The organism is Desulfobacterales bacterium, assembly GCA_030066985.1.
GTDB lineage: Bacteria > Desulfobacterota > Desulfobacteria > Desulfobacterales > JAHEIW01 > JAHEIW01.
Window position 1 is genome coordinate 1 of the sequence record JASJAN010000069.1, and the last position, 23140, is coordinate 23140.

Below are 23140 nucleotides of genomic sequence, written 5' to 3' on the forward strand. Positions count from 1 at the left end.
TGGCATTCGCGAGATCGGGTCGCGGCACCGGAACCCATTGCAGCGATCAGGCTTTCAAAATTGGGCCCGGCTGTTGCGGCCACAAATTTGCCGGCATCACTGGATAAGGCTTCGGCAATTTGACGGGCATTTTTTTTTCGCGCCGACTCCCCAGTGACAATGACTGCACCGGTTTGGATGTCATTAGGATCAATACCTGCTCGCTTATATTCTGCTTTAAGGAACTCGGTTAGTTTTTTAATATCAATAGTTTTATCATCAGACATCGGTGTGTGGATGATGCGGCCTTCATAAATGATGTCTCTTTGCCGAATCTTAAAGCGCCGGGTAACCGAGCGCTCATCTTTTTTCAGCAAAAGCTTTGAAAACACCAGATGACTGGTTGAGCTACCGACATCCACGCCAACGGAAAGTATATCAACTTCGTTCGTTTCCATATTCATAGGTTCAAGGTTCAGGGGTTAGGGGTTAGGGTTCAGGGGTTAGGGTTCAGAACTTCAGGGTTCAGAGGTTTACATCTTATTGATCAAGCAGTCCCAACCTTTGAACTTTTGAACGCTGAACCCAGAACCAGGCGAAACAATAAACCATATGCCTTTAATAATGGCACTGACTTAGCTATTTATTGCTTGAGTTTGTGGGGGTACCATCACCTAGCCCAGCTCGCACGCGTTTGCGCACACCGGATGCCCCGCCCGGTCGCCAGTCTTTGAATGACTGGAGCTCTTCATAGCAATGCAGCTTGTCCATTTTTTTTAGGCGTGCAACAATCTGGGTCCAGGCGCAAGGTGTTCCCTGGCCGACTTCACAGAAGCCTCCTTTAGAACCGCCACAGGGGCCGTTAAAAAGACCTTTCGCACAACACGCAACCGGACAAATGCCGCCGGTATGGATGAGTATACAATTTCCGCAGCCTTTGCATTTTTCGATCCACGAGCCCGGCTTGTCCGATGCGCCCAAAAAAGTTGTATTTAACGCCGGAATCACCGGCAAAGGTTCAAATTCATCCGCCAAGGTCTGCACCCCGGCACCGCAGGCCAGAGAAAGGATGGCATCGGTTCCAGCAGGAATTTCCTGATAGTCATGAACCAGGTCCCGCTCGCACTGTCTGAGAATGCAGCCAACGACAAACTTCGGCGGTGAGTCTTGATAATGCCGAATTTGTGAAAGCTCGCGACTGAGCTGTTCAGCCTCCTTTTCACCACCCGAAAGACAAACGGTCACACAACTGCCACATCCCAGAACAAGCACCTGTTTGTAATCTTTAATGGCTGCAACAATTTCTTCCAGCGGCTTCAAATCTCCTACGATCATTTATTTCTCCCTCTGCATAAATTGAGCGATTGTCGAGGTTGCCGCAGCTACACGGCAGATGACGTTTCGCTATAGTATACTATGCGGAACGACATCTAATCCGCCTGCGGCGGAGTAAGATCGGCAATCCCGTAGGGTTTCAAATATTAAAAATATAAATCGAGATAATTCATTGGACGTGATCCAAAACAAGTCCCTTTTAATATTTAAAACGATCAATTTATGATTTTTTTGAAGGCAGCAACTTGGCGGCAGCTGCATTTTGCTGGTGCTTCGGACAAAGCGCTTCGCTGGTTGATTTCAGTTTGCTGTCGATTTTTTGCTGAAAGGCCGGCGAATAAAGCACCTCACCGCATACCCGGCAATGAATCAAATCAAGTGAAACGACATCATCCCATTCGCCCACCAACAGATGCTGAAATTCTATGGCATCCTGGGGACAAACACGCCAGCATTGGCCGCAACGCGCGCATTTGGTCATATTGTGTTTTAGCGTCCGCTGACCATCTTGATCGGCAAAATCCAGAGCCGAAGCCGGACAGTTTTCGCAGCATGCCAGACAGCCATTACACTGATCATTAACTCTAAAGTAAGACATAAATTTTTAACCGATTTACTATTGATATAATTCAATTTTAATATAAAACAAAAACCCGCGGAGAACTTAGCCCAGCGGCAAAAGGGGCGCCTTATAACTAAATTGAGCGATTGTTGAGATTTACCTGCATCCGATGTCTGGCCCTATCCTTTTTATTAGAAATAAATGGTATTTTAGGTTTATAAATGCGCCAATTTTGTTGCTGGGCTCGGCCGCACAAGGATTTTTATGCGGGGCATACCTGGAGTATGTTCCGCATTATAATCCGCGGAGAACACAGCCCAGCGGCAAAAAGGGCCAAATAATACTAAATTGAGCGATTGTCGAGGTTGCCGCAGCTACACGACAGATGTCGTTCCGCTATAGTGTACTATGCGGAACGACATCTAATCCGCCTGCGGCGGAGTAGGATCGGCAAGCCCGAAGGGTTTCAAATTAAAAAATAAAAATAAGACAGAATTCCTTTCATAGTAAATCTTCCTATTTTTTAATTTGGAACGCTCAATTTAGGAAAAATCAGCCGCCGCCTACGAGCAGCATTATCTTAACATTATCGCCGTCTTTAAGCTTCTGCTGCGCCAATTTATCACGGGGCACAAATCCCTCGTCATTGAGCATCACCTGGATGGTCATATCCAACTGCCCGCTGTCGTCCAGCAAGATTTTGCGTCCTTTGCTGCCGGCGCGATCGACGATATGCTTGATTAGATCCGCAAGGGAGCCATCAGCCATTTCAATGTCGGTCTTGCGGCCAATTAATTTCGACAAAGACGGCAACCCAAGGGATTCGACCTGGATTTTCAAAACAACCTCCAACTTCATGGAAATCGTTAATTGTTATTTGTTATTTGTTATTTATGAACATTTGAGGCGATAGGCGTCCTTGCCGACCGTCTGCCATGGATCAGAGACCACAATCTATCGCCGTGTTGCCTTGGCCACTTTTTCAGCGGCCTGACGCATTCGCCCTGCACTGGCAGTCCGCGATAGCTGATAGTCAACCGCCCTGGTATAACAGAATCGCACGCATTGCGGGTCCCCATCACATAGATCACATTTGAAAACACGCCCTCTCCTGCTGCTCCAGCGCATGGCACCAAAAGGGCAAGCGGCAACGCACATTTTGCAGCCAATGCAAAGGTCTTGGTCTACGGCAACACTGTCAAGTTGATCATCACGGCGGATGGCATCTTTTGGACAGACTTCCAGACAGGGCGCATCTTCACACTGCTGACAGCTCATGGGGATGTAAACGCCCATGTGTTCCCATTTTACAACCTGAATACGGGATAAAGAGGGATTGCTCACGCCAAAATGCCTGACAGAACAGACAAGCTCGCAGTTCCGGCAACCGGTGCATTTTTCCGAATCGATCGTCAATATTTTCCTGTCCATCATCTGTCCCTTATCTTCGCCTGGATAGCCGTTTTGAAGGTCAAACTGCACATCATACTGTGTTCACTTCAATGAACGATTAGGTTGATGTATATTACCAGTTAAGAATGTTTTGTCAAGCACTATGTAGGAATATTGCTTATTTTAGGGCAAAAATATCGATGCTTAGCAAAACCAGATAACATTTATAGTTCATCATAGTGAACAATTATTCGACCATTGCGCCGATCTCGATCCTTAACGAACCCACTTTTGATAACGCCACAAAATAAAACATTAAAAGCTGTTTGTCAGTTACTCGATGGTCGATATCACTTTGACCTGATGATTTTCCATATAAACAGAGGTCGGAAATAACAAATTTCTTGACATCCCGCCACGGTTCAGATAGCTCTACCACAGAGTAGCTACTTCATAGCTATACTGCTTGCTGTCAAACGATTCTCATCCATAAACCGCTCGGAGCCGCAAGTCACCGTTACCCCGCAGCGGTAAAATCCGCAGCATCGTTTCCAATATAAATGCTTTAATCCGAATTCTCCGGCACATGCGCGGAGAGCCCACAAAAAGGAGGCGTCTTATGAAACGTAAAATGTTCTTACTCTGTATTGCGTTTGTTGCTGTATTTGTCTGGATAATTCCTGGACCGACTGTCTATGCCGCCGAGCCGATCGTTATCGGCGTCCCCACTTCTCTGGGTTTTCTAGAAGGCAAAGAATCTCATAAGGCGGTCCAGATCGCGGTTAGCGAGATTAACGCCAAAGGCGGTGTCAATGTTGGGGGTACCAAACGGATGTTGAAAGTCGCCGCCACTGACCTGCGAGATGCCGCTCCCGGCGTCCCCGTACCGGAAGCCCTACTGGGACTGGAAAAAATTATCCTCGAAAAAAAACCGGCTGCCATTGTTGTAGGGCCGTTTCGATCCGAAGCATTGATGGCGGGTATGGACATCATTGCCAAATATAAGGTACCGATGCTGGGCACAATAGCCATGAGCCCCGGTTCCGAGAAAAAAATCAAATCCGATCCGGAAAAGTATAAATACATTTTTAGAACCTGCCTGAATGCCGTGCACCTGGTAAAATACCTGGCCGGCAACATGGCCTTGATAAACAAGGAATTCGGCTTCAATAAAGTTTTCGTCATGCACCAGGATGTCGCCTGGGCCAGGGCCACCGCAGGTTTTGTCAAAAAAGTATATTTTGACAAAGCCGGCTGGGAGGTTTTGGGCATGGAAGCCTATCCCACCGGCACCTCGGATTTCTCATCGGCTCTGATGAAAGCGCGTGCCAAGGGCGCCCAGGTCATTATGCCGATATTTGATATGCCCCAGAGCGGAATTCTGGTAAAGCAATGGAAATCCATGAAAGTACCCGCTTTGATGGCCGGATTTATCTCACCCCTGGCCGGATCAGAAGCCTGGAACACATTTGACGGTAAAATCGGCGGTGTGATGAACAGCATTTTTGAGCTGGGCAGCGGTATCTACTCTGAGAAAGTACCGGCGTCGAAGGACTTTTTCTATAAATATAAAAGCACCTTCGGCAAACCCATCCAGGGCGGCCACGGCATTGCACCCTCTTACGAATCTGTCTACATCCTGGCCGAAGCCATCGAGCGCGCCGGCAGCCTGGATCCTGACGCCATTGTCGCGGAATTGAAAAAAACCGACCGCAATGGTGTGATGGGACGTATTCGATATGATGAGGGCAACCAGGCTGTTTATGGCAAAGATCCGAATGAAACCGCCATCGGTCTGGTATTTCAATGGACTGACAATGGGCAGCGTAAAATCGTCTTCCCGGCCGCTGTTGCCGAAGCCAAAATCAAGCTGCCACCCGGATTAAAGTCTTTGAAATAAGACGCTGGGATTCGTAAAGATCGCGCCATCTTGCTCGGCGGATTTGTGCGACCGTTTGATCTATCGAAAAACTCTATGGCGCAATGAACGCACAGCGTTCATTGCGCCAAATCTGTTGATTCAGCAAGCAAACTATTTAGACAAGCAGCAGCAATTATAGCTTCATCAGGTTGTCAGAATACGATAGGAGCGGTAAAATTAATGTTTATCGGCACGGTGATCTACGCTGTTGTAAACAGCGTTATTTTAGCGTTGTTGGCCATTGGTTTTAATTTAACCTTCGGCATCAGTGGGGTGGCAAATTTCGCCTATGGCGCCCTGTATATCATGTCCGCTTACATCAGCTGGATGCTGTTAAATCTTTTAGACCTTCCATTTCTGCTGGCCGCTGCCATATCCATCCTGATTACCACCGTGTGCGGGGCCCTGATGTACCGCTTTGTATTGCTGCGAGTGAGGGGCCAGGCACTATCGGAGGTGATCGCAACCTTTGGTATCGGTCTGGCCATTTTGGAATTGTTTCGCTACCTCGGTTTTGTGGGCTTTGAATATACCTTGCCTGTGTTTATCGACCACAGTTTTGTGATCTTCGGCGCTTATATTGATATGCAAAGGATCTTAATTGTGATTATCGGTGTGGCGCTGGTCATTTTTCTGTGGTTTTTTACCCATCACACATCTTTAGGGCTTGCTTTCAGAGGAATTGCCCAGGATGAACGCACCGCTTTGAGTCTGGGCATCAATTCTGATCGCATTGCAACATTGAGCGTTTCTTTTGGCGCCGGCCTGGCCGCCATCGCAGCCACCATTATCATCCCCCTTGGCAGCATTGCACCCAGCGAAGGCTACGAGGTACTGATCAAGGCCCTGGCAGTATGCATTATCGGTGGTCTGGGCAGCACCGGCGGCGTTATTGTGGCCAGCTTTGTGATTGGCTTTGCCGAACGCTTTACCGACAGTTATATCAGCTCCCACTGGACCATGATTGTCAGTTTGGCGGCGATCCTGATTGTGCTGACCATTAAACCATCCGGTTTATTCGGCAAACAAAAAGAGCTTGAAGAACGAATATAGAGGAATGGGGAAGTGGGAATGCAAAACGGGGAATTAAATTCAAAGCAAAGACGCAAAGAGCGCGTCGATCGCGGCATAAAGGCCCGATCCAGCGATATTTTTGCCCTAACGTCCTGGCGAGAAATGCTTTATCTGGCAGCCCCCAGACTCATACCCATCGTCGCCTGCCTGGTGCTGCCGCTGGTACTGGGTATTTACTGGCAAAGGGTGTTGCTAAATGTGGCTGTTTTCGCGCTATTGGCCATCAGCTGGGACATCCTGGAACAAAGCGGCATGATATCGCTGGGGCAAGCACTTTTTTTCGGGATGGGTGCTTACGCAGCCGGTGTATTGAATCACTCTTTTGGCTGGTCGCCGTATATAACCATCCCCATAGCGTCCATCCTGGGCGGGTGTATCTGCACGCTTGTTTTACTGCCGGTCTTGCGGCTGAGAGGCATCTACTTTTCCATGGTGACACTCATTATCCCGCTGATGCTGGTGCGGATCGTCGAAGCCACCAAGATCTTCGGTGGCACCGAAGGATTAAGCGGGATTACGCCCCTGGCTTCACGCTGGATTGAGGTCTATGTGATTGTCGGCGCCCTGCTGGGGGCTTTGTTTGGTTTCCGCCGCATGATGGGATCTGACTATGGGCTGGTGTTAAAAGGCATCAGCGATAACGACCGCTCGGTTATGAACGCAGGCATCAATATTTACTGGTTTAAAGCCCAAGCCCTGTTTATTGCCAGTGCCGTCGGGGCCTTTGCCGGTGCCTTTACAACCCATGTCTATATGTTTGTCGGCATGCCGGTCTTTGCCCTGGATTATTCGATTCTGCCCATAGCGGCAGCAGTGGTCGGCGGCCCCGGCACTCTGGCAGGAGCAACCCTGGGCGCTTTTATCCTGGTGCCGCTTTCAGAAATCTTACGCGGCATCGGCGGATTACGTATCGTGATATACGGGCTGTTTCTGGTGGTATTTATCGTGGCTTTGCCGGAAGGCATCTTCCATTATATTCAGCGCAAATATCACCAGTTTGAACGCTGGGTGGAGGTGTAATTATGAGCCCCACTGCGCTGCTAAAGGTTGCCGGGCTTTACAAAAACTTTGGAGGGGTTCAAGCCATTCATGATCTAAGCTTTGAGTTGGCCAAAGGAGAGCTCCTGGGCCTGATCGGGCCCAACGGCTCCGGCAAAACCACGGCGGTTAACCTGATCACCGGTTTTGTCAAACCCACCGAGGGCGAAATCATTTACAATGGTAAAAACATCAGTGGTATGCCGCCCTATAAAATTATCCGCATGGGAATCGCGCGCACCTTTCAGATGGTCAAGCCTTTCTATCAATTGCCGGCTTACAAAAACATGATTATACCGCTGTATTCACCGCGGGTTAAAAAAATGGTAGGCGGCAAATACGGTGATCGTGATGCGGTGGCGCTGGATCTTCTAGAAGAAGTGGGTTTTGAACGCGATGCCTTTGTGGCCTACAAAAGCGCCAGCGTATTGCCCCAGGGCTACCTCAAAAGACTGGAGCTGGCCAAGGCCATTGCGTTGCAACCGGATTTGATCATCCTCGATGAACTGTTTTCAGGGCTTAGCTTGGCTGAAGTCGCCAGTATTGTTCCGATCATCGAAAAGCTGCGGTTGGAAGGCAAAACCATTATCATGATCGAGCACCGTCTCAAGGAGCTGTTTCGAATCGCGGATCGCGTCATTGTCCTTAATTACGGTGAAAAAATCGCAGAAGGTGAAGCAGCCGAAGTGATGGAAAGCGATGCCGTCAAAAAAGCCTATCTCGGAGCTGAGGCCTGACGGGCATTTATATCTTTATCCAGTGTCGTTATTATCTGCTTGCTTTTATTTTACGACTCTCTTCTTGCAGCAGATTTGCCTTCACAAAAAGAATTTTTTAGATGGGAGGCGGCCATGTCATTTCCTAAACGGCGATATGAATTTTAAAATACCGGCGTCCCGATATTTGGGATTCACCCATCACAATGGGCATGTTCGATAGCTGAGTTGCCTATCATGCCAAATCTCGGGCCGCTGTGTCGCATTGGGGTAATATATCTGCATATCGCCTAATAGAAAATAACATGACCGCCTGACAGATTGTGTGCATTCGAACTTTGAAAAAAAGATTATCTCGATTCAGACGAAAACGATAAACTAATTCTGGGATTTGATAGTGGCGATGGATAGCCAGAAGCCAGTCGCCAGCTGCAAGAAACCAGAATAGGATTTTGAATATGCTTGAAGTACAGAACCTGATGGTTTTTTTTGAAAATGCCCTGGCCATCAATGACCTCAGCATAGAGGTCAATGAAGGTGAAATCGTGGGGGTTATCGGTTCTAACAGCGCCGGCAAAACCACCTTGATGAATTCATTGTCCGGCCTGATCATTGATATGCGTATCAAAGAAAAACGCAGAGGCGGTGAACGCATCACTGTTTATGGGAACATCCTATATAATGGTCAAAACATCACCGAAATACCTCCTGATGAACGGGTCAAAATGGGTATCGTGCTTTGTCGCGAGCGCCATCCCATTTTTCCGGAAAGCAGTGTCCTGGAAAATTTAAAGATAGCAGGTTACTTGAAGAAAAGATCAGAAATTGTTGAATCCATTGAATATGTTTTTGATCTTTTTCCAGCTTTGAGTAAATTAAAAACCCGCAAGGCCGGATTTTTAAGCGGTGGCGAGCAGCAGATGCTCGCCATTGGTATGGCCTTGATTGTGCGCCCCAAACTGCTGCTGCTGGATGAGCCGCTTTTAGGTCTCAGCCCCATGATGCAGCAGGTGGTTGTGGAAGCCGTCGCACAGCTTAAAGAAAGCACCGGAATCACGGTGGTCATCAGCGAGCAGTTTGCCCGACCCGTTTTACCAATGATTGACAAGGGCTATGTGGTGGAAAACGGGATGCTGACCTTATCTGGCACCGGTCAGGCGTTAATGGACAACCCTGAAATTAAATCCGCCTATTTTGGAATCTGAAATAACTAGATGAGCTCTATAACAGACCATAATATATATGCCGCTTTTGCCGAAACAGCTGAGCAAAGAAAAAACAATACCGCTGTTGTATATCTGGGCACACGGTTTTCCTACACACAGGTAAAAGACATGGCAGACCGTTTTGCTGCCGCCCTCAGCCATGCCGGTTGCACGGCCGGACAGAAAGTCATTATCTATATTCCCAACAGTATCCAATGGGTGGTGGCCTGGCTGGGAATTCAGAAAATGGGCGGCGTCTGTGTACCCATTACACCCATCTATACCCCTCATGATCTTAAATATATCGCCAACGACAGCGAAGCTGAAGCCATAGTCTGCGCTGATACCAATTTTGGCTACGTCACCAGCGTGCTGCCGCAAACGCAGCTTAAAAAGGTAGTCGTCACCAAAATGGCCGATTTGCTGCCCTGGTGGAAACGGGGTTTTGGCTATCTGTTTGATATCATCCCGCGGGGTAAAATTGCGCTGGATGAAAATACATATTCATTTCGCAAGTTGCTGGCCCAGCACCGCCGAACAAAACCATCGCAGCCCGTTGCTGAATCAGACGGCAATGACATTGCTGAAATTCTATACACCGGCGGCACCACTAAATTTCCCAAAGGCGTCCCCTTCACTCACAACCTGTTTTTGGTGTCTGCCCGCGAACAGATCAGCATCAGTAAATCTTTGTTCCCACCTGAAGGCAATGTCATTTTGGGAAATGCACCCCTGTTTCATATTCTGGGGCAGTGCTGCGGTCTTGCCACCCTGCTTGTTGGTGGTACCCTGATTTTACAGCCAAAAATCAACCTGGATGCGGCCCTGGATGCCATCCAGCGATTTAAAGCCAAAACCATGATCGGGGTTCCCACCCTCTATCGCATGATTCTAGAGCATGACCGCCTCGAACAGTATAACCTTAGTTCAGTTGAATACTGGTTTAGTGCCGGTGATTTGCTGCCGGTGGAAATCGGCCGGCGCTGGGAGGAAAAGTTCGGTCGGAAAATTCGCCAGGGTTACGGCGCTACCGAAACCTGCGGTGGGGTTTCCATGTGCCCGGTTGATATCGACACCCCGCCCAAAAGCGTTGGCCGCATTATGGAAACCAAACAGATAAAGATCGTGGACCCGGCCACCCTTGAACCGGTCAAGACTGGCGATGCGGGTGAGCTGCTGGTTTCCTCTGATCATATGGTTACATATTACTTGAATAAGCCGGAAGAAACTACTGAATCTTTTATAGATATAGAAGGTTTAAAATGGTATCGTACCGCTGATATCATGTCCTTGGATGAGGAGGGAAATCTGTATTTTGTGGACCGTACGGTGGATACGATCAAGCACAAGGGCTATCGCGTATCAGCCTCAGAAATCGAATCAACACTGCAGGAGCATCCGGCTGTTATCGGTGCCTGCGTTGTCGGCGTGCCGGATGAAAAAGTTGGTGAGCGCATTAAAGCCTATGTGGTCCTCAAAGAGGATATCAAAGGTATCACCGGCTATGAATTGATCAAATGGTGTCGCGAAAGCCTGGTGTCCTATAAAGTACCGCAGTATATTGAATTCAGAGACATGCTTCCCAAGTCCAAAGTCGGCAAACTGCTCAGGCGTGAAATTCGCGATGAGGAGCAACGCCGCAAAGAAACGCGATAACTCGGTTGGCAATCAACCTCGCGATCTAATTGGTAGTCCAATTTATATTTCCCCGTTATTTTCAATTTTCATACCGAACAACATAAATCCCAACAATACGCTTATCAGACCGTTCGTTTAACCTTTGAACAGCATTTGACAGTCTGTTTCAGGTGCTACAAATTGTTTCAGCAGTTTTTGGGGATGAAACATTTTTTTTAATCCATACCGTTCTTTACGAATACATCAACACTTAGATATTGCCCAAATAAAACTTGAATTAAACCTAAGCATATAAAATCAATACCATTTTTCAACAGCTCCCGTGATCTTGGGCCTCACTCAGGGGGCCAAGTGTGCTGCATCAATAATTTGGTATACGTCTTGCACAAAAAGTTTGCAGAAAGACCTATCTTCGAATTTTTAACTTTTCAAAATTGGAGGTATATAAAATGGCTGCAGAGGAAACATTAAAATCCCTTCAAGAAGCAATTTTTGACGGTGAGGTTCAAGACGCAAAGGCAGCTGCACAAGAGGCCGTAACAGGGGCAATAGCACCGGACCAGATTCTGAAAGACGCCATCATGCCCGCGCTGATGGATATCGGTGAATCCATGGAGGAAGGTGACTTTTTTATGCCGGAGGTAAAAATTTCAACCAAAACCCTTCTGGAGGTTGCCGAAATTCTGAGGTCCTACGTTATTCCTGTTGATAAAAAAGCGGATTATGCGGTACCGCCCTGGACCGGCGAAGGGGATATCGATGATATTGGATCTTACCTTAAGGACAAAATAGAGGAAAGCAGAGATCTGACGGCCGAGCAGCAGATGGGGATACTGGACATGGTCGCATCGGGCTTGGATACGCATGAATTTACGCCATGTAAAATTCAGGCGACGGAAACCAATGACTAAACAGAAGGTCTGCGATGAGAAAGGAGAAAAGTAATGAATAAAAAGGAACGCATGGAAGCTGTATTTAATATGCAAACTCCAGATGTCATACCTGTGTTTCCGCGCGTCATGGCGCAGGCCATATTTGACATGGGGTGGAGTCTTCCAGATATATCGACGCAAACCACCATGGATGTTGATAAAGTCGCTGAAGCTTTTATCACCAACATAAAAAAATATGATTATGATCTGTGTTTCGGGACCTACATGGATCATGGTTTCGGTGTTCCGACTCTCGGCGGTGTTCTCAACATACCGGATAAATTTGGTGTTAGTGTTTCCATTAAAGTTCCGCCGATACAGCAAAGGGAAGATTGGGCCGAAGTCAAAAAGAAGTTGCCTTTGGACCCTTTAAAAGATGATCGGATGCCGGATGCACTCGCGGCCTTGAAATCTGTTTGCCAGGAAGTGGGCAACGAATATCCGATTGCACCGGCTTATTATACGGGTATTTGCGCCGCCAACATTCTGTTTAGAGATGTGTCGGATTTGACCCTGGACTGTGTAGAGGACCCTGAATTTGTAGATGAGATATGCCAGGCGGCAACGGATTTCAGTATTGACTGGGCCCGGGCACAATATGAGGCAGGCTGCAACAGTGTATTCTATCTCGGGGATCATTTTGGAACCGAATTGATTTCTCCCAAAATGGGTGAACGGTTTATCCTGCCATACGTGGCTCAATTTGTGGAAACCATTCAGAAGGAATATGGTCAGAAAACCTTCATGCATATTCACGGCAATATGAAACGACCCAAGACCTATGCCCTGCTGGAGAGACTGGTAAAAGAAGCCGGGGTAGCCGGACTGCACCTGGATGAGAATCATGACGGTGCCTGGATTCGCGAAAACGTGGTTGAAAAACTGGGTATCCCGGGTGCGCTCATCGTCCACGGACCCGACCCGATTGCCAGCGGACCGGTGGAAAAAATTGACGCGGTTGTAAAAGAAACCGTCGAAAGCGGCGGTCCGGGAGGTTCGGTCTTGATGGGCCCCAGTTGCCAGGTATTACCCTCAACCCCCGGCCCCAATTTTAAAGCCTGGGTGGAGTCAACGCACAAATATGGAACCTATCCAATCGGGGGATAATCAAAGCAAAGGAGAGATTATGGGCGCTGAAAACAATATGAAAGGAATAGCAGACAACACCCCGGATTGGTTTTATCCGGAGTGGGCCGCCAACGCCGCTTATAATAAACCGATTGTCGTGCGAGACACCGATAGCGCTTTGGGACGCTACAACCTGGTCACAAAAGAGATCGGATTGAAGGATCTTGCGCGCGTGCACGGGCATATGTGTGACGGACTGGTCATCGCCTTCGTAGAGATAAAAGCTGTTTTGGAACTGCTGTTCCCGGACGGCATCGTTGATCGCACCGACCTCAATACCGTTTCTAAAAATGGTCCCTGCTGGGCGGACACGGCAGCATTTATGACCGGATCCAGAATCAATTTTAAAACTCTGCGGATTGACGCCTCCATCGGTGATGGGTTTATTCTCCAGCGGATTTCCACCGGCGAGGCCTACAAAGTGCATTTACAGCCGGGTGTATTTCCGGAAGACCAGGCGGAACTGGAAGGCAAAATTCGATCCCTGCGCGCCAATGGCCAACCGGTGTCCGCAGAAGATATTGATCTGGTTGAGAAAATGGGAGATGAGCTCAGCTTAAAACTGTTAACCACACCTCCGGATGAGCTTCTCAAAATCGAAAAACTGGATAACTTTAATTTTCAATTTGCGGATCTATTCGGCAATCGAGGTGATGTTGTCAATAAAGATATGCCGCGCTAAAGTCGGCCAATCGCGGAATCCACTGAAACATTCATTTGCACCTCCTTGATGCATTCCTTCGGATTCCGCGATTGGCCAAAAAGCAATCTGTGGCTGGATTGCTGTTATAAGCATAAAACCTGCCCCTTTCCCTCCTCCTTTTGATGGTTTTTTGTGCTCAGGGATCATCAATTATGCTCATAAAACCATTTAATTGTCCAGAATCGCTCAACATATTGGAATTTAAAATACATTGACAAAACTAGTTTTATAGTTTAGTGATGAGGTGTCAAAATCGCTAAATGCAGTTTTAATTTTTAATTTCAGTATTCATTCAGACACCAAGGAATAAGAGATGGCTAAATCGCAAGAAACCTTCACTACCAAATGTACAAAAGAGGAATGCCGTTTCATTGCCAGGAAAGCCCAGATTAAGTTTCGTGTCCTATCCAACAGGAGGCGAATAAGGCAGCGTGCCAGGTTGTTCAAGGCTCTCGGAAATGAAAAGCGCCTGCACATCTTAGGGCTGCTTTCAATGCAGGACATGTGCAGCTGTGAAGTCGTTGATGCGCTTGACGGTTCAGCGTCCACTATAACCCATCACTTGCGTATGCTGGAAGATGCTGAACTCATAGCATCCAGGCAGATCGGCAAGTTCACCATATACAATCTCAACGATGCGCCGCTGGCAAGACACCGCATCTTTGAATAGATTTTCCGTTCGCCACGATTATTCAAACATACGATTAAGGGAGAAAAAATTGATGAACAAAAAGGAACGATTTCAGGCCGTACGCGACCGCCGGGCACCGGATTTAATGCCGGTCTGGCCGCGGGTCATGTCGCAGATGATATTCAGTCATGGTCTATTGCTGCCGGATGTCACGGGTGTTGATTGGTATGATGCCGAGAAAGTAACCGAAGCGGTCCTGGCTAGTGTAGAATATAATGACTATGACGTTGCAATACCTACCTATATCGACCACGCTTTCGGCGTCCCTCCCCTGGGAGGGGAAATAACCATCCCTGAAAAATTCGGTATTGCCGCCGGACCAACTGAAAACAAACCGGTTATGGCCAAAGAGGATTGGCCGCGTGTCAGGCAATTGGCTGAATCTTTTGACCACGAAAAGACCGACCCCCGCCAGGCAGGTGCATTGGAAGTCATAAAGAATGTCTCCCAGAAGATCGGAGACCATACCCCTCTGGTCACGCATGCCTATGTCAGCAGCGTCGCGGCCATGCACTTGTTTCGACCGAACGAAGCCATCCTCGATGACATGTACGAAGATCCCGAATGGGTCGAAGAAATGTGCGCTGTGGCTACGGACTGGACCATGGGCTGGATTCGAGCCCAGTATGCGGCCGGCGCCAATAGCTGCACATTTCTGGCTGAGGTGATGGGAACCCTGATGGTCAGCCCCAAGATGGCCGCTCAGTTTAACCTGGAAAACATTGCGCGTGTGACGGAAATGGTTAAAAGCGAGTATGGCCAGGGAACCTGGTTTCACACCCATGGCAACATGACCAACCCCAAGGCTTATGAATATCTCACCCGGCTGGCAACCGAAACGGGCCTGGAAGGTTTTCATTTCGATGAGATGGACAACCCGCCGGAATGGATCAAAGAGCACGTTGTTGACAAATTCGGCGTTTCAGCCTGCATAATTACGGACGGCCATAAAATTGTCAGCGGCCCACCGGAAAAAATAATAGAAGAGGTCAAGGATCAGATTTCCAGAATTGGAGACGGCATCGGCATCATGATGGCACCCAGCTGCCAATTACTGCCGGCCACACCTAAAGCGCATTTTAAAGCGTGGGTGGATGCAACCCATGATTACGGCACCTATCCTCTGGGATAGATAGACAGGAATTTTATAGTATGGAATCCATTTCTAGCCAACAGCTAATGATTCTTTTACCCGGGCTTTTCTGTATTGCATTTGTTTTTTCCATGTTCGGCAGGGGTGGCGGTGAGTTTATACTCCCGCTGCTGATCAGCATCTTATCCCTGTCTTATTTTGAACTTGCCACCATCAGTTTGTTTCTCATTTTTTCACAGGGTCTGGTCATGCTGATCGTTTACGGCGGTAAACACAAACTGGTCGACTGGCCTTTGGCACTAGCGCTTTCGATTATCATCGGTATCTTTGCCTTTCTGGGCGGCTACTTTTCATTTCACATTGATCCAATTTACCTGAAAGGCACATTTGCGCTCGTCCTGCTGATATCGGCCTACAAAATCTGGCAGGGAAAAAAAGTGCCCGCAAAAAAGGGCCGGTTGGGCACCTGGCACCGTAAAATAGCGGATGATGAATACGATATAAATTTTCTCTACATTGTCGCACCGGTGGCGGTCATTGCAGGTGTTGCCGGGATGCTCGGTATTTCCGGCTGCGGCCTGATTATGCCCATTTGTATTCTTTTGGGAGGGGTGCCAATGCGAATTGCCATCGGATCCAATGCAATGCTGGTGCTCACCTCTTCAGGCACATCTTTTTTGGGCCATCTTGCCCGGGGACACTATCCCCCCTGGATTTATATTATGATGTTTGCAGGCGCAACCATTGCAGGCGCTGTGATCGGGTCCAGGACCCATGTGAAAATCCGAGAGGAACATGTTAAAACCGGTTTTATTATAATTCTGATTGTAGCGGCAATCTGGATGGTTATTAAAACGCTTTACAAATAATGCGGATCAGGAGGCAAGCGCGCTATTTTAAGTTGTATTTTTTCATCAGACGCCACAGCGTTGTGCGACTGATGTTTAGATTATCGGCTGCCTTGGCACGATTCCAGCGGCTGTCTTTCAAGGCTGCCAGGACCCTTTCCTTTTCGGTCAGGGATGTCGTGACGGGCTTGATGTCCGGAAATTGAAACGTTTCGTATGAAATCGGGGTACTCAAGGAAATATCGGTTACTTTGTCATTGAGCAATTTGAAGCGCGGCGGCAGATAGTGAGCGTCCAGATAGTTGTCGTTACACTGGATAAATGCAAACTCCATTACACTCTCCAGTTCCCTTACGTTTCCGGGCCAGGGATATCGCATGAAGATGTCCAGGACCTCAGGAGCGACCGCTTTTATGGCTTTTCCCATTTTGTAGTTGAATTTTTCTATAAAATGCTCGACCAGCAAAGAGATGTCTTCCATGCGTTCTCTGAGCGGCGGCACTTTTATCGGAATAATATTGAGTCTAAAAAACAAATCTCGACGAAACTGATTGTCTTTTACCACCTGTTCGAGTTCCTTATTGGTGGCGGCAATAATGCGGACGTCAACCTTAATGGTCTTGGAGCCCCCAACTTTCTCAAACTGCTTTTCTTCAACCACCCGCAACAGTTTGGCTTGCATTCCGGGGCTGAGTTCTCCGATTTCATCCAGAAAAAGCGTTCCCCGATGTGCCTGTTCAAACCTTCCTGTGCGATCATCGATTGCACCGGTAAACGCCCCTTTTACATGGCCGAATAATTCGCTCTCCAGGAGATTTTCAGGAATGGCCGCACAGTTCACCTGCACAAAAGGGCCTTTGCGGTTGATGCTGTGGTAATGCACCGCGCTGGCTATCATACCCTTGCCCGTACCGGTGTCTCCCTGAATGAGCACGCTGGACAAAGATCCTGATATGGACTCGATGAGCTGGTAGATTTCTCTCATTTTAGGGCTCTTTCCGATGATGTCACCGAGATTGTATTTTTTTCCCTGCCATTTCTCTTTAAGCTGTTCAAAGGCCGTTAGATCTGAGAAAACCTCGACGCCGCCGATGGGATTGTCATTCAAATCCATCAACAGGTTTGTTTTAGCGGATACGGTGAGTATCTCTCCTTTTTTGTTGAATATTCGGCGTTTCTTGGTAATGGGCGTTTTGTATTTCATTGTTTTTTTCATGGGACAATTCTCAAGACAATCCTTTTTAGCCCCACCTACGTTGCAAAAAATATCCATACAGCTTTTGCCGATAGCCTCCTGGGCTGTATAACCTGTTATTTTTTCAGCCGCACGGTTAAATGACGTAATTTTCATGTTGAAATCAATCGTCAGGACACCGTCATTGATGCTGTCCAGAATGGCCATCATCAGTTTTTCTTTTTCCAGCCAGACTTTTTCAGTCGGCGTTTTTTCTTCTGGAATTAAAGACAAATTCGAGTCCTGAATTTTAAAGAATGGAATAACCTGTGAGGCTGAGATTTGCTTGCTCATTGTCTCCCCCGATTTCCGGTTTAACTTCCCTACCCCCGGTCACACTTCACTGGCTGGTCTTTTTTAACTCCCTAAAGGCCTCTCGGGATGGGGGCATCGGTCGTCAAACGCGTTTTCATCGGTTGGTACTTGATTACCACCATACCACACCCTATAGCTTCGTGACGTGATAGTTTTCATTGCATATTTAACGAAATGTTTCAAGTTTAAATGCATAATGAAACTTTTCGTTTCCATTTTCCTAAAAATACCGTTATTTTTCCGTTTTGAAACCGTGCCGCCCTGCGCATATATGAATTATTTAAGACAATTTTGCCTATAATACACTGTAATTTATATTAAATTAAAAATGCGGCCCTTGATTGATTAATGTAGCGCCTTATGGACAAAACCGTGGCATGTGAATTGCTCTATTAACTATAGGACTGAGTTTTTAGCACACGTGAAACATCACCGGTATCTTCGCATGGCTGCGCTACGGACACGATATCTCGTGAATACCAGATAATCGAAGTCTATTCTTATGGAATTAACAAATGGGTAAACGTATCAGGGAGGTCGGGAAATGGTAACGGAAAACAGTATGAGTCGACGGTTGTTTGCTGAATTCTTGGGTTCTTTACTGCTGGTCTTTGTGGCGATATCCCCAACGATTCTGGGCTACAATGTTCTGGGTTCTTCCATCCCGATGGCGGTTTTAATGGATGCCATTGCGGTTGGTTTCGTACTTTTTGTCTTAATCGAAATATTTGAACCCGTCAGCTACTGTCATATCAACCCGGCCGTTACGATTGCCATGATGGCGTCTAAAAATATCGAAGTCAAAACGGGCATCCTGTACATCATTGTGCAGATTATCGGTGGTATTTGCGGCACAATTGTCAGCCATGCCATGTTTCTTGGAAACGACTTTTTTCAATGGGCGATCATCTCAGATGCAACACGCACCGGAGGCCCTTATTTTGCTGAATTTGTATGCACGTTTACGCTGGTTCTGGTCATCTATGGCTGCATGTATAAACAGTCTACACGCCCGGGACTGATAATCGGGCTTCTGGTTGGCGGGTTTATCATCACCACCTCCAGTACAATGTTCGCCAACCCTCAAGTCACTATTGCCCGCATCTTCACATGGGCGATTGCCGGGATACGCCCGTTAGACGCGTTTGTATTTGTCATCGCTCAAATTGCTGGGGCGCTGGTAGCAGTCGTGGTAGCGGCTTTCCTTTTTCCATTCCAGAAAAAGACCTAGTTCATTTAACAGGATGATGCGATAAGCCAATGGATAAAATCAGGCGCTTTAATGCAGTCAGAAAATTGCAGCAACCCGACTGTATGCCGGTGTGGCCACGAGCCAGGTCCCAGCTGATTTACGGTATGGGATGGCGTCTGACTGATATTACCGGTGACCAATGGTATGATTCGGACAAATGCACTGAAGCGGTGCTGTGGAGTCTCAAGCATATCAATTATGATATCGCCATACCCGCCTATACGGACAGCGGTTTTGGCATCCCGCCGCTGGGCGGTAAAATTTTCATACCCCCTCAATACGGAGCCTGTGTTGTCATTGCCAGAGACAAACCGGTAAAGAACAAGGCCGACTGGCGCCTGATCCAGAAAAAAATGGCCCGGCTAAATATTACCCAGGCGGACTGCCGCATGAAAGGCGCTCTAGAAACCATTCGTAGTGTAGCTGACTGCGTTGGCACATCGACCCCCCTGGTGGCCACCGGTTATCTGGCCGCCACTGCGGCCATGTTACTTTTTCGCTCACTTGATGATTTCCTGGAAGATATGATCAACGACCCCGCGTGGGCGGAACAGATGTGTGAGGTGGCAGCTGACTGGACCCTCGATTGGATCCGCGCCCAGTATGAGGCCGGCGCCAACAGCGTCACCTTTATCGCTGACTCATTCGGTACCCATCTCATGAGCCCACGGATGGGCGAACGCTTCAATCTTCCGTATCTATGCGAGCTGGTCCGGACGATCAAAGAAGAGTTTAATCAGGGTGTCTGGCTGCATGTACACGGCAATATGAATACCCCGTTGGGTTTGGCCTATTTAGAAAAAATCATAAAGGAAGCTGGTGTGGAGGGCTTGCATTTGGACGATTGTCATTCGCCGGACTGGATTAAAGAAAATGTAGTCGCCAAATTCAATATCCCGGCCTGTATTGCCAGTGACTGTCACAAAATTGCCCGGGGACCTGTCGATCGTATACGCGCAGAGGTCAAAAATGCCCTGGAAAAAGTCAGCGACGGTTTGGGGCTGATGATGGCACCCTGCTGTCAGGTGCTGCCGTATACACCCAATGAGCATTTCAGGGCCTGGGTGGACGCCACCCATGAATACGGCAAATTTCCCTTATCCAATTAATCACAGACACAATTCATCAAATTTAAACGATTATGAAAAACCAATCCAATCTGCAGCAAAAAAAAACAAAGGTATTTCTAATCACGGGGTTTTTAGGATCTGGCAAGACAACGCTCTTAAAACGCATTCTTTCCTGGCAAACAGATTTGGCAGGAACTGTCGTGCTGGTGAATGAATTCGGCAAGGTGGGCATCGATGGTGCCGTGCTCAAAGATGCCGGCTCGGATGTCATCGAGCTGACAAGCGGGTGTATCTGCTGTACCATCCGAAGTGAGCTTGAGGATACATTGAAAAGTATCTGGGAACGTTTTCAGCCACAACGCATTCTTCTGGAGGCCACCGGTGTGGCCCAGCCCAACGCCGTGGTGGAAATAGTGGAAGATGAATCCCTGAACAACTGGATGGAAATCGAGAAGGTGGTCACCGTTCTCGACATCCGCTACTGGTTGCACCGGGAGAATTTCGGGCAATTTTTCATGAAACAGGTCGAAGAGGCCAATCTTATTTTATTGAATAAAATCGACTCCGCAGAGAAAAACCAGGTCAGCCAGAGTCTCAGCCAGCTGCAAGAGGCCGTTCCCGGTTGCCGGGCCATTCCCACGGCTTATTGCAAAATTGATCCCGAAACCCTTTGGAGCGCAGACCATCAGGAAATAAAGGACCGCGGCATCGGCATTCTCGATTTTTACCAGCCAGAAGCCCAGCATTCCCATACCCATCAACACGATGCTTCCGACGAATGTACTGATGAAGTCGAAGAGGACAACGACTATATCTCGTTTGATTTCACATCGGACCAAACAATGGACGAACCGGCATTAAATCGATTCCTCGATGCCGTGCCCTGGCAGGTATTCCGCATAAAAGGGCCGGTCCGGTTTCCCGACCGGACCGTCCTGCTTAATTTTGCGGCCGGTCAATGGTCCTGGGATAAATGGGGTGGAGAGCCTGAAACGCGTCTGGTTCTGATCGGATGGCAAATCGAGGAAGAACAATTAAAGCCGGAACTTGAAAAATGTGTCGCGTCTGACTAGCCGTCAAGACTTGGCCGGGTTTAATCGCCTTCTGAAGCTTTGCTCAAAAGCTCAATCGGATGCATCACCCTGTATGGCGTCAGTTGATTGAACTGTAACCGGCAGCTCAGACAGTCGGTTATGATACGCTCGGGATCGATTTCTTTTATCTTCTTCATTAATCTGTTTCCCAGATGAACGGACGCCTCATGAAATCCGCGCTTAAAGCCCATAATGCCGGCCATCCCGCAGCATAAAAGCTCTCCTTTTATTGGCGTCAGGGTAAGACCGGGAATCATCTTCAGCAAATCCACATAAGGGCGGCCGATGTTCTGCTCGCGCAAGTGACAAGGGGGGAAATAGACCATTCGACCCGCTACGCTGCTGAATGCAGATTTGAGTACACCGGATTTTAAGAGATACGCTAAATACTCTCCCAGATCAAAGGTGTTTTCCGCCAGTTTTATGCGTTTGAGGGGGCTGATGGTCGAAAAGTAGCCCACTTCTTCAATAATTTTCTGATACATTGTCTTGTTGACGGCGTTAAACTCCCTTTCTGCGGGATTGACGGATGCCTTCCCAAGCGGAATTTTCAGAGTGCCATTTTCGGCCCCCACTGCTGCCTGGTATTCCTCTGACAGGTAGGCGCCCTCCGGCAGGATATTTCTCAACATAAATCCGCAGGTCGAACATGAGCATACAATTTGATAGCCGTTGTCCACGGCTTCAAGCAGATGCTCGATATTGTATCGAATAAAATTAAGGGTCAGCTCGCTGTCACCCTCCAGCAGGGACGGCATGCCGCAGCATTTTTGTTCCGGGTAGTAAACATCGAATCCATTCAGTTGAAAAAACTTCACCACTGATTTGGCCACTTCCGGAAAGAGGTAGTTGGCGGTGCATCCGGCAAAATAGGCTATCTTTCTATTCTGCTGCTTCTGCGGTAATTTATTCAGGCCGTTTTTCCGGGCCCACTGCGTAAAATTTTCCTGAGGAAACTCCGGAATGCGGCGCTCGGGGTGAATTCCGGTGCTTGCTTTGAGGATCTTACCGGTCACCTTGTTTTGAGCAATAAGGTTAGTCAGCTTTGGCAGCATGCCGCACATCCTGGCAATCCGTTCGACATCTTCAAGGGTGCGTACGCCAAATGCCAAACCATCTCGATCAATAAATTCTGTTTTGGCTTTGATGATATCGGCACGAATATTTGGGCAGGGGCATAGCGCGCAATAGTTGCACAGATCAACCAGATTGCGCAGCTCTTCAGACGTTATGGCTTCACCGGTTTCGACTTCCTTATCATAGAGCCGGTAGAGCTCCGGGAACATCAAGCAGTCTGCGTCCATCAGGAATCGACAGACGTCACAGTCCGAACAAGCATCTACTACCGCCCGAGCAGTGTCTTCAGGTTCTGTTTTATTCATCTTGACTCTTTGGGTCCCGCCGGGATCCCATCAGTTAAAAAGAGCATTGCTCTTTGTTTCTAAATATAATTGATATCACCAGCGCTTACGCGAAAGAAATCGTCCAGCTCCCATAATCACCCATCAGCACATTGATCATCCCGCCGGTTGGCGGCAAGACTTCTATCAGCTTATTTTCAATAAACAGTACTATCCCCTTTACGTCAAAACGATAGTACTGTCGATTGTTAATGGGCTTGCCGATCCGACCGATCGGTCCTTTGACGCCTTTTCATCACCCAGCCACAGTCGTCCCTTCAAAAATACTCATCATGGCGCCGCGCTCTAAAATGAGATTGACATATAGATCGGATAAGTTAGCCACAAAGCCTTTTTTCATCATTTCCCTTCAGTGTCGAACCAAGTCTTTTACAATCCAAGTAGGCCAAATAGATACACCCAGCGCATTTATTTTTGAACCCAGGTTTTTACTTCCTCTTTGCTGGGGATTTTGCCGACACATTTAACCTCACCGTCAATGACAACGGCCGGGGTTCCC

General features: G+C 47.9%; 23 protein-coding genes. 15 read left to right on the forward strand and 8 right to left on the reverse strand.

Annotated elements, in window-relative coordinates; translation table 11 throughout:
* From QNJ26_21710 to QNJ26_21730, 5 genes are all read right to left on the reverse strand, one after another.
* Positions 1-437 (reverse strand): ethanolamine ammonia-lyase reactivating factor EutA (locus tag QNJ26_21710; GenBank protein ID MDJ0988170.1); only part of this gene is annotated, 437 nt, incomplete at its 3' end.
* Between the two features lie 181 nt (positions 438-618).
* The gene (locus tag QNJ26_21715; GenBank protein MDJ0988171.1) at positions 619-1314 is read right to left on the reverse strand and encodes a methylenetetrahydrofolate reductase C-terminal domain-containing protein; all 696 of its coding nucleotides are present in this window, start codon (positions 1312-1314) and stop codon (positions 619-621) included.
* 220 nt (positions 1315-1534) lie between these two features.
* Positions 1535-1912 carry a 4Fe-4S dicluster domain-containing protein gene (locus tag QNJ26_21720; GenBank protein ID MDJ0988172.1) on the reverse strand — a complete coding sequence of 126 codons (378 nt, stop codon included), beginning with the start codon at positions 1910-1912 and terminating at the stop codon, positions 1535-1537.
* A gap of 516 nt (positions 1913-2428) precedes the next feature.
* The gene (locus QNJ26_21725) at positions 2429-2716 is read right to left on the reverse strand and encodes a MoaD/ThiS family protein (protein ID MDJ0988173.1); all 288 of its coding nucleotides are present in this window, start codon (positions 2714-2716) and stop codon (positions 2429-2431) included.
* A gap of 114 nt (positions 2717-2830) precedes the next feature.
* A complete protein-coding gene (locus QNJ26_21730) occupies positions 2831-3310 on the reverse strand; it encodes a 4Fe-4S dicluster domain-containing protein (protein ID MDJ0988174.1) in 480 nt (159 codons plus the stop codon).
* 577 nt (positions 3311-3887) lie between these two features.
* Here QNJ26_21730 and QNJ26_21735 point away from each other — a divergent pair.
* From QNJ26_21735 to QNJ26_21790, 12 genes are all read left to right on the forward strand, one after another.
* Positions 3888-5168, forward strand: a complete 1281-nt coding sequence (locus QNJ26_21735; protein ID MDJ0988175.1) for an ABC transporter substrate-binding protein — start codon at positions 3888-3890, stop codon at positions 5166-5168.
* 201 nt (positions 5169-5369) lie between these two features.
* Entirely contained in the window at positions 5370-6242 is an 873-nt protein-coding gene (locus QNJ26_21740) for a branched-chain amino acid ABC transporter permease (protein ID MDJ0988176.1), read from the forward strand.
* Positions 6243-6260: 18 nt separating this feature from the next.
* A complete protein-coding gene (locus QNJ26_21745) occupies positions 6261-7283 on the forward strand; it encodes a branched-chain amino acid ABC transporter permease (GenBank protein ID MDJ0988177.1) in 1023 nt (340 codons plus the stop codon).
* 2 nt (positions 7284-7285) lie between these two features.
* On the forward strand, positions 7286-8038 hold the full coding sequence (locus QNJ26_21750; protein ID MDJ0988178.1) for an ABC transporter ATP-binding protein: 753 nt from the start codon (positions 7286-7288) through the stop codon (positions 8036-8038).
* 437 nt (positions 8039-8475) lie between these two features.
* Positions 8476-9222 (forward strand): ATP-binding cassette domain-containing protein, encoded by a 747-nt coding sequence (locus QNJ26_21755; GenBank protein ID MDJ0988179.1) that lies wholly within the window; start codon positions 8476-8478, stop codon positions 9220-9222.
* Positions 9223-9231: 9 nt separating this feature from the next.
* Positions 9232-10878, forward strand: coding sequence for a class I adenylate-forming enzyme family protein (locus QNJ26_21760; protein ID MDJ0988180.1), 1647 nt, complete (start codon positions 9232-9234; stop codon positions 10876-10878).
* A 431-nt stretch (positions 10879-11309) separates the two neighbouring features.
* Complete coding sequence (locus QNJ26_21765; protein ID MDJ0988181.1) at positions 11310-11771, forward strand: B12-binding domain-containing protein; 462 nt, start codon at positions 11310-11312, stop codon at positions 11769-11771.
* Between the two features lie 33 nt (positions 11772-11804).
* Positions 11805-12899 carry a uroporphyrinogen decarboxylase family protein gene (locus tag QNJ26_21770; protein MDJ0988182.1) on the forward strand — a complete coding sequence of 365 codons (1095 nt, stop codon included), beginning with the start codon at positions 11805-11807 and terminating at the stop codon, positions 12897-12899.
* A 19-nt stretch (positions 12900-12918) separates the two neighbouring features.
* Positions 12919-13602, forward strand: coding sequence for a formylmethanofuran dehydrogenase subunit E family protein (locus QNJ26_21775; protein ID MDJ0988183.1), 684 nt, complete (start codon positions 12919-12921; stop codon positions 13600-13602).
* Between the two features lie 334 nt (positions 13603-13936).
* Entirely contained in the window at positions 13937-14293 is a 357-nt protein-coding gene (locus QNJ26_21780) for a metalloregulator ArsR/SmtB family transcription factor (GenBank protein MDJ0988184.1), read from the forward strand.
* A gap of 52 nt (positions 14294-14345) precedes the next feature.
* On the forward strand, positions 14346-15446 hold the full coding sequence (locus QNJ26_21785) for a uroporphyrinogen decarboxylase family protein (protein MDJ0988185.1): 1101 nt from the start codon (positions 14346-14348) through the stop codon (positions 15444-15446).
* 20 nt (positions 15447-15466) lie between these two features.
* Positions 15467-16276, forward strand: a complete 810-nt coding sequence (locus QNJ26_21790; GenBank protein MDJ0988186.1) for a sulfite exporter TauE/SafE family protein — start codon at positions 15467-15469, stop codon at positions 16274-16276.
* 22 nt (positions 16277-16298) lie between these two features.
* Here QNJ26_21790 and QNJ26_21795 read toward each other — a convergent pair whose 3' ends face one another.
* Positions 16299-17783 carry a sigma 54-interacting transcriptional regulator gene (locus tag QNJ26_21795; protein MDJ0988187.1) on the reverse strand — a complete coding sequence of 495 codons (1485 nt, stop codon included), beginning with the start codon at positions 17781-17783 and terminating at the stop codon, positions 16299-16301.
* A 565-nt stretch (positions 17784-18348) separates the two neighbouring features.
* Here QNJ26_21795 and QNJ26_21800 point away from each other — a divergent pair.
* From QNJ26_21800 to QNJ26_21810, 3 genes are read left to right on the forward strand one after another with little or no spacing between them, the layout of a single operon-like run.
* Positions 18349-19035 carry an aquaporin gene (locus QNJ26_21800; GenBank protein ID MDJ0988188.1) on the forward strand — a complete coding sequence of 229 codons (687 nt, stop codon included), beginning with the start codon at positions 18349-18351 and terminating at the stop codon, positions 19033-19035.
* 29 nt (positions 19036-19064) lie between these two features.
* Positions 19065-20165 carry a uroporphyrinogen decarboxylase family protein gene (locus QNJ26_21805; protein MDJ0988189.1) on the forward strand — a complete coding sequence of 367 codons (1101 nt, stop codon included), beginning with the start codon at positions 19065-19067 and terminating at the stop codon, positions 20163-20165.
* 32 nt (positions 20166-20197) lie between these two features.
* Positions 20198-21199, forward strand: coding sequence for a GTP-binding protein (locus tag QNJ26_21810; GenBank protein MDJ0988190.1), 1002 nt, complete (start codon positions 20198-20200; stop codon positions 21197-21199).
* 20 nt (positions 21200-21219) lie between these two features.
* On the opposite strand, the gene QNJ26_21815 is transcribed toward QNJ26_21810, so the two are convergent.
* Positions 21220-22602: a heterodisulfide reductase-related iron-sulfur binding cluster gene (locus QNJ26_21815; protein ID MDJ0988191.1), complete on the reverse strand. Its 1383-nt coding sequence runs from the start codon at positions 22600-22602 to the stop codon at positions 21220-21222.
* Between the two features lie 447 nt (positions 22603-23049).
* Positions 23050-23140 (reverse strand): thioredoxin family protein (locus QNJ26_21820; GenBank protein MDJ0988192.1); only part of this gene is annotated, 91 nt, incomplete at its 5' end.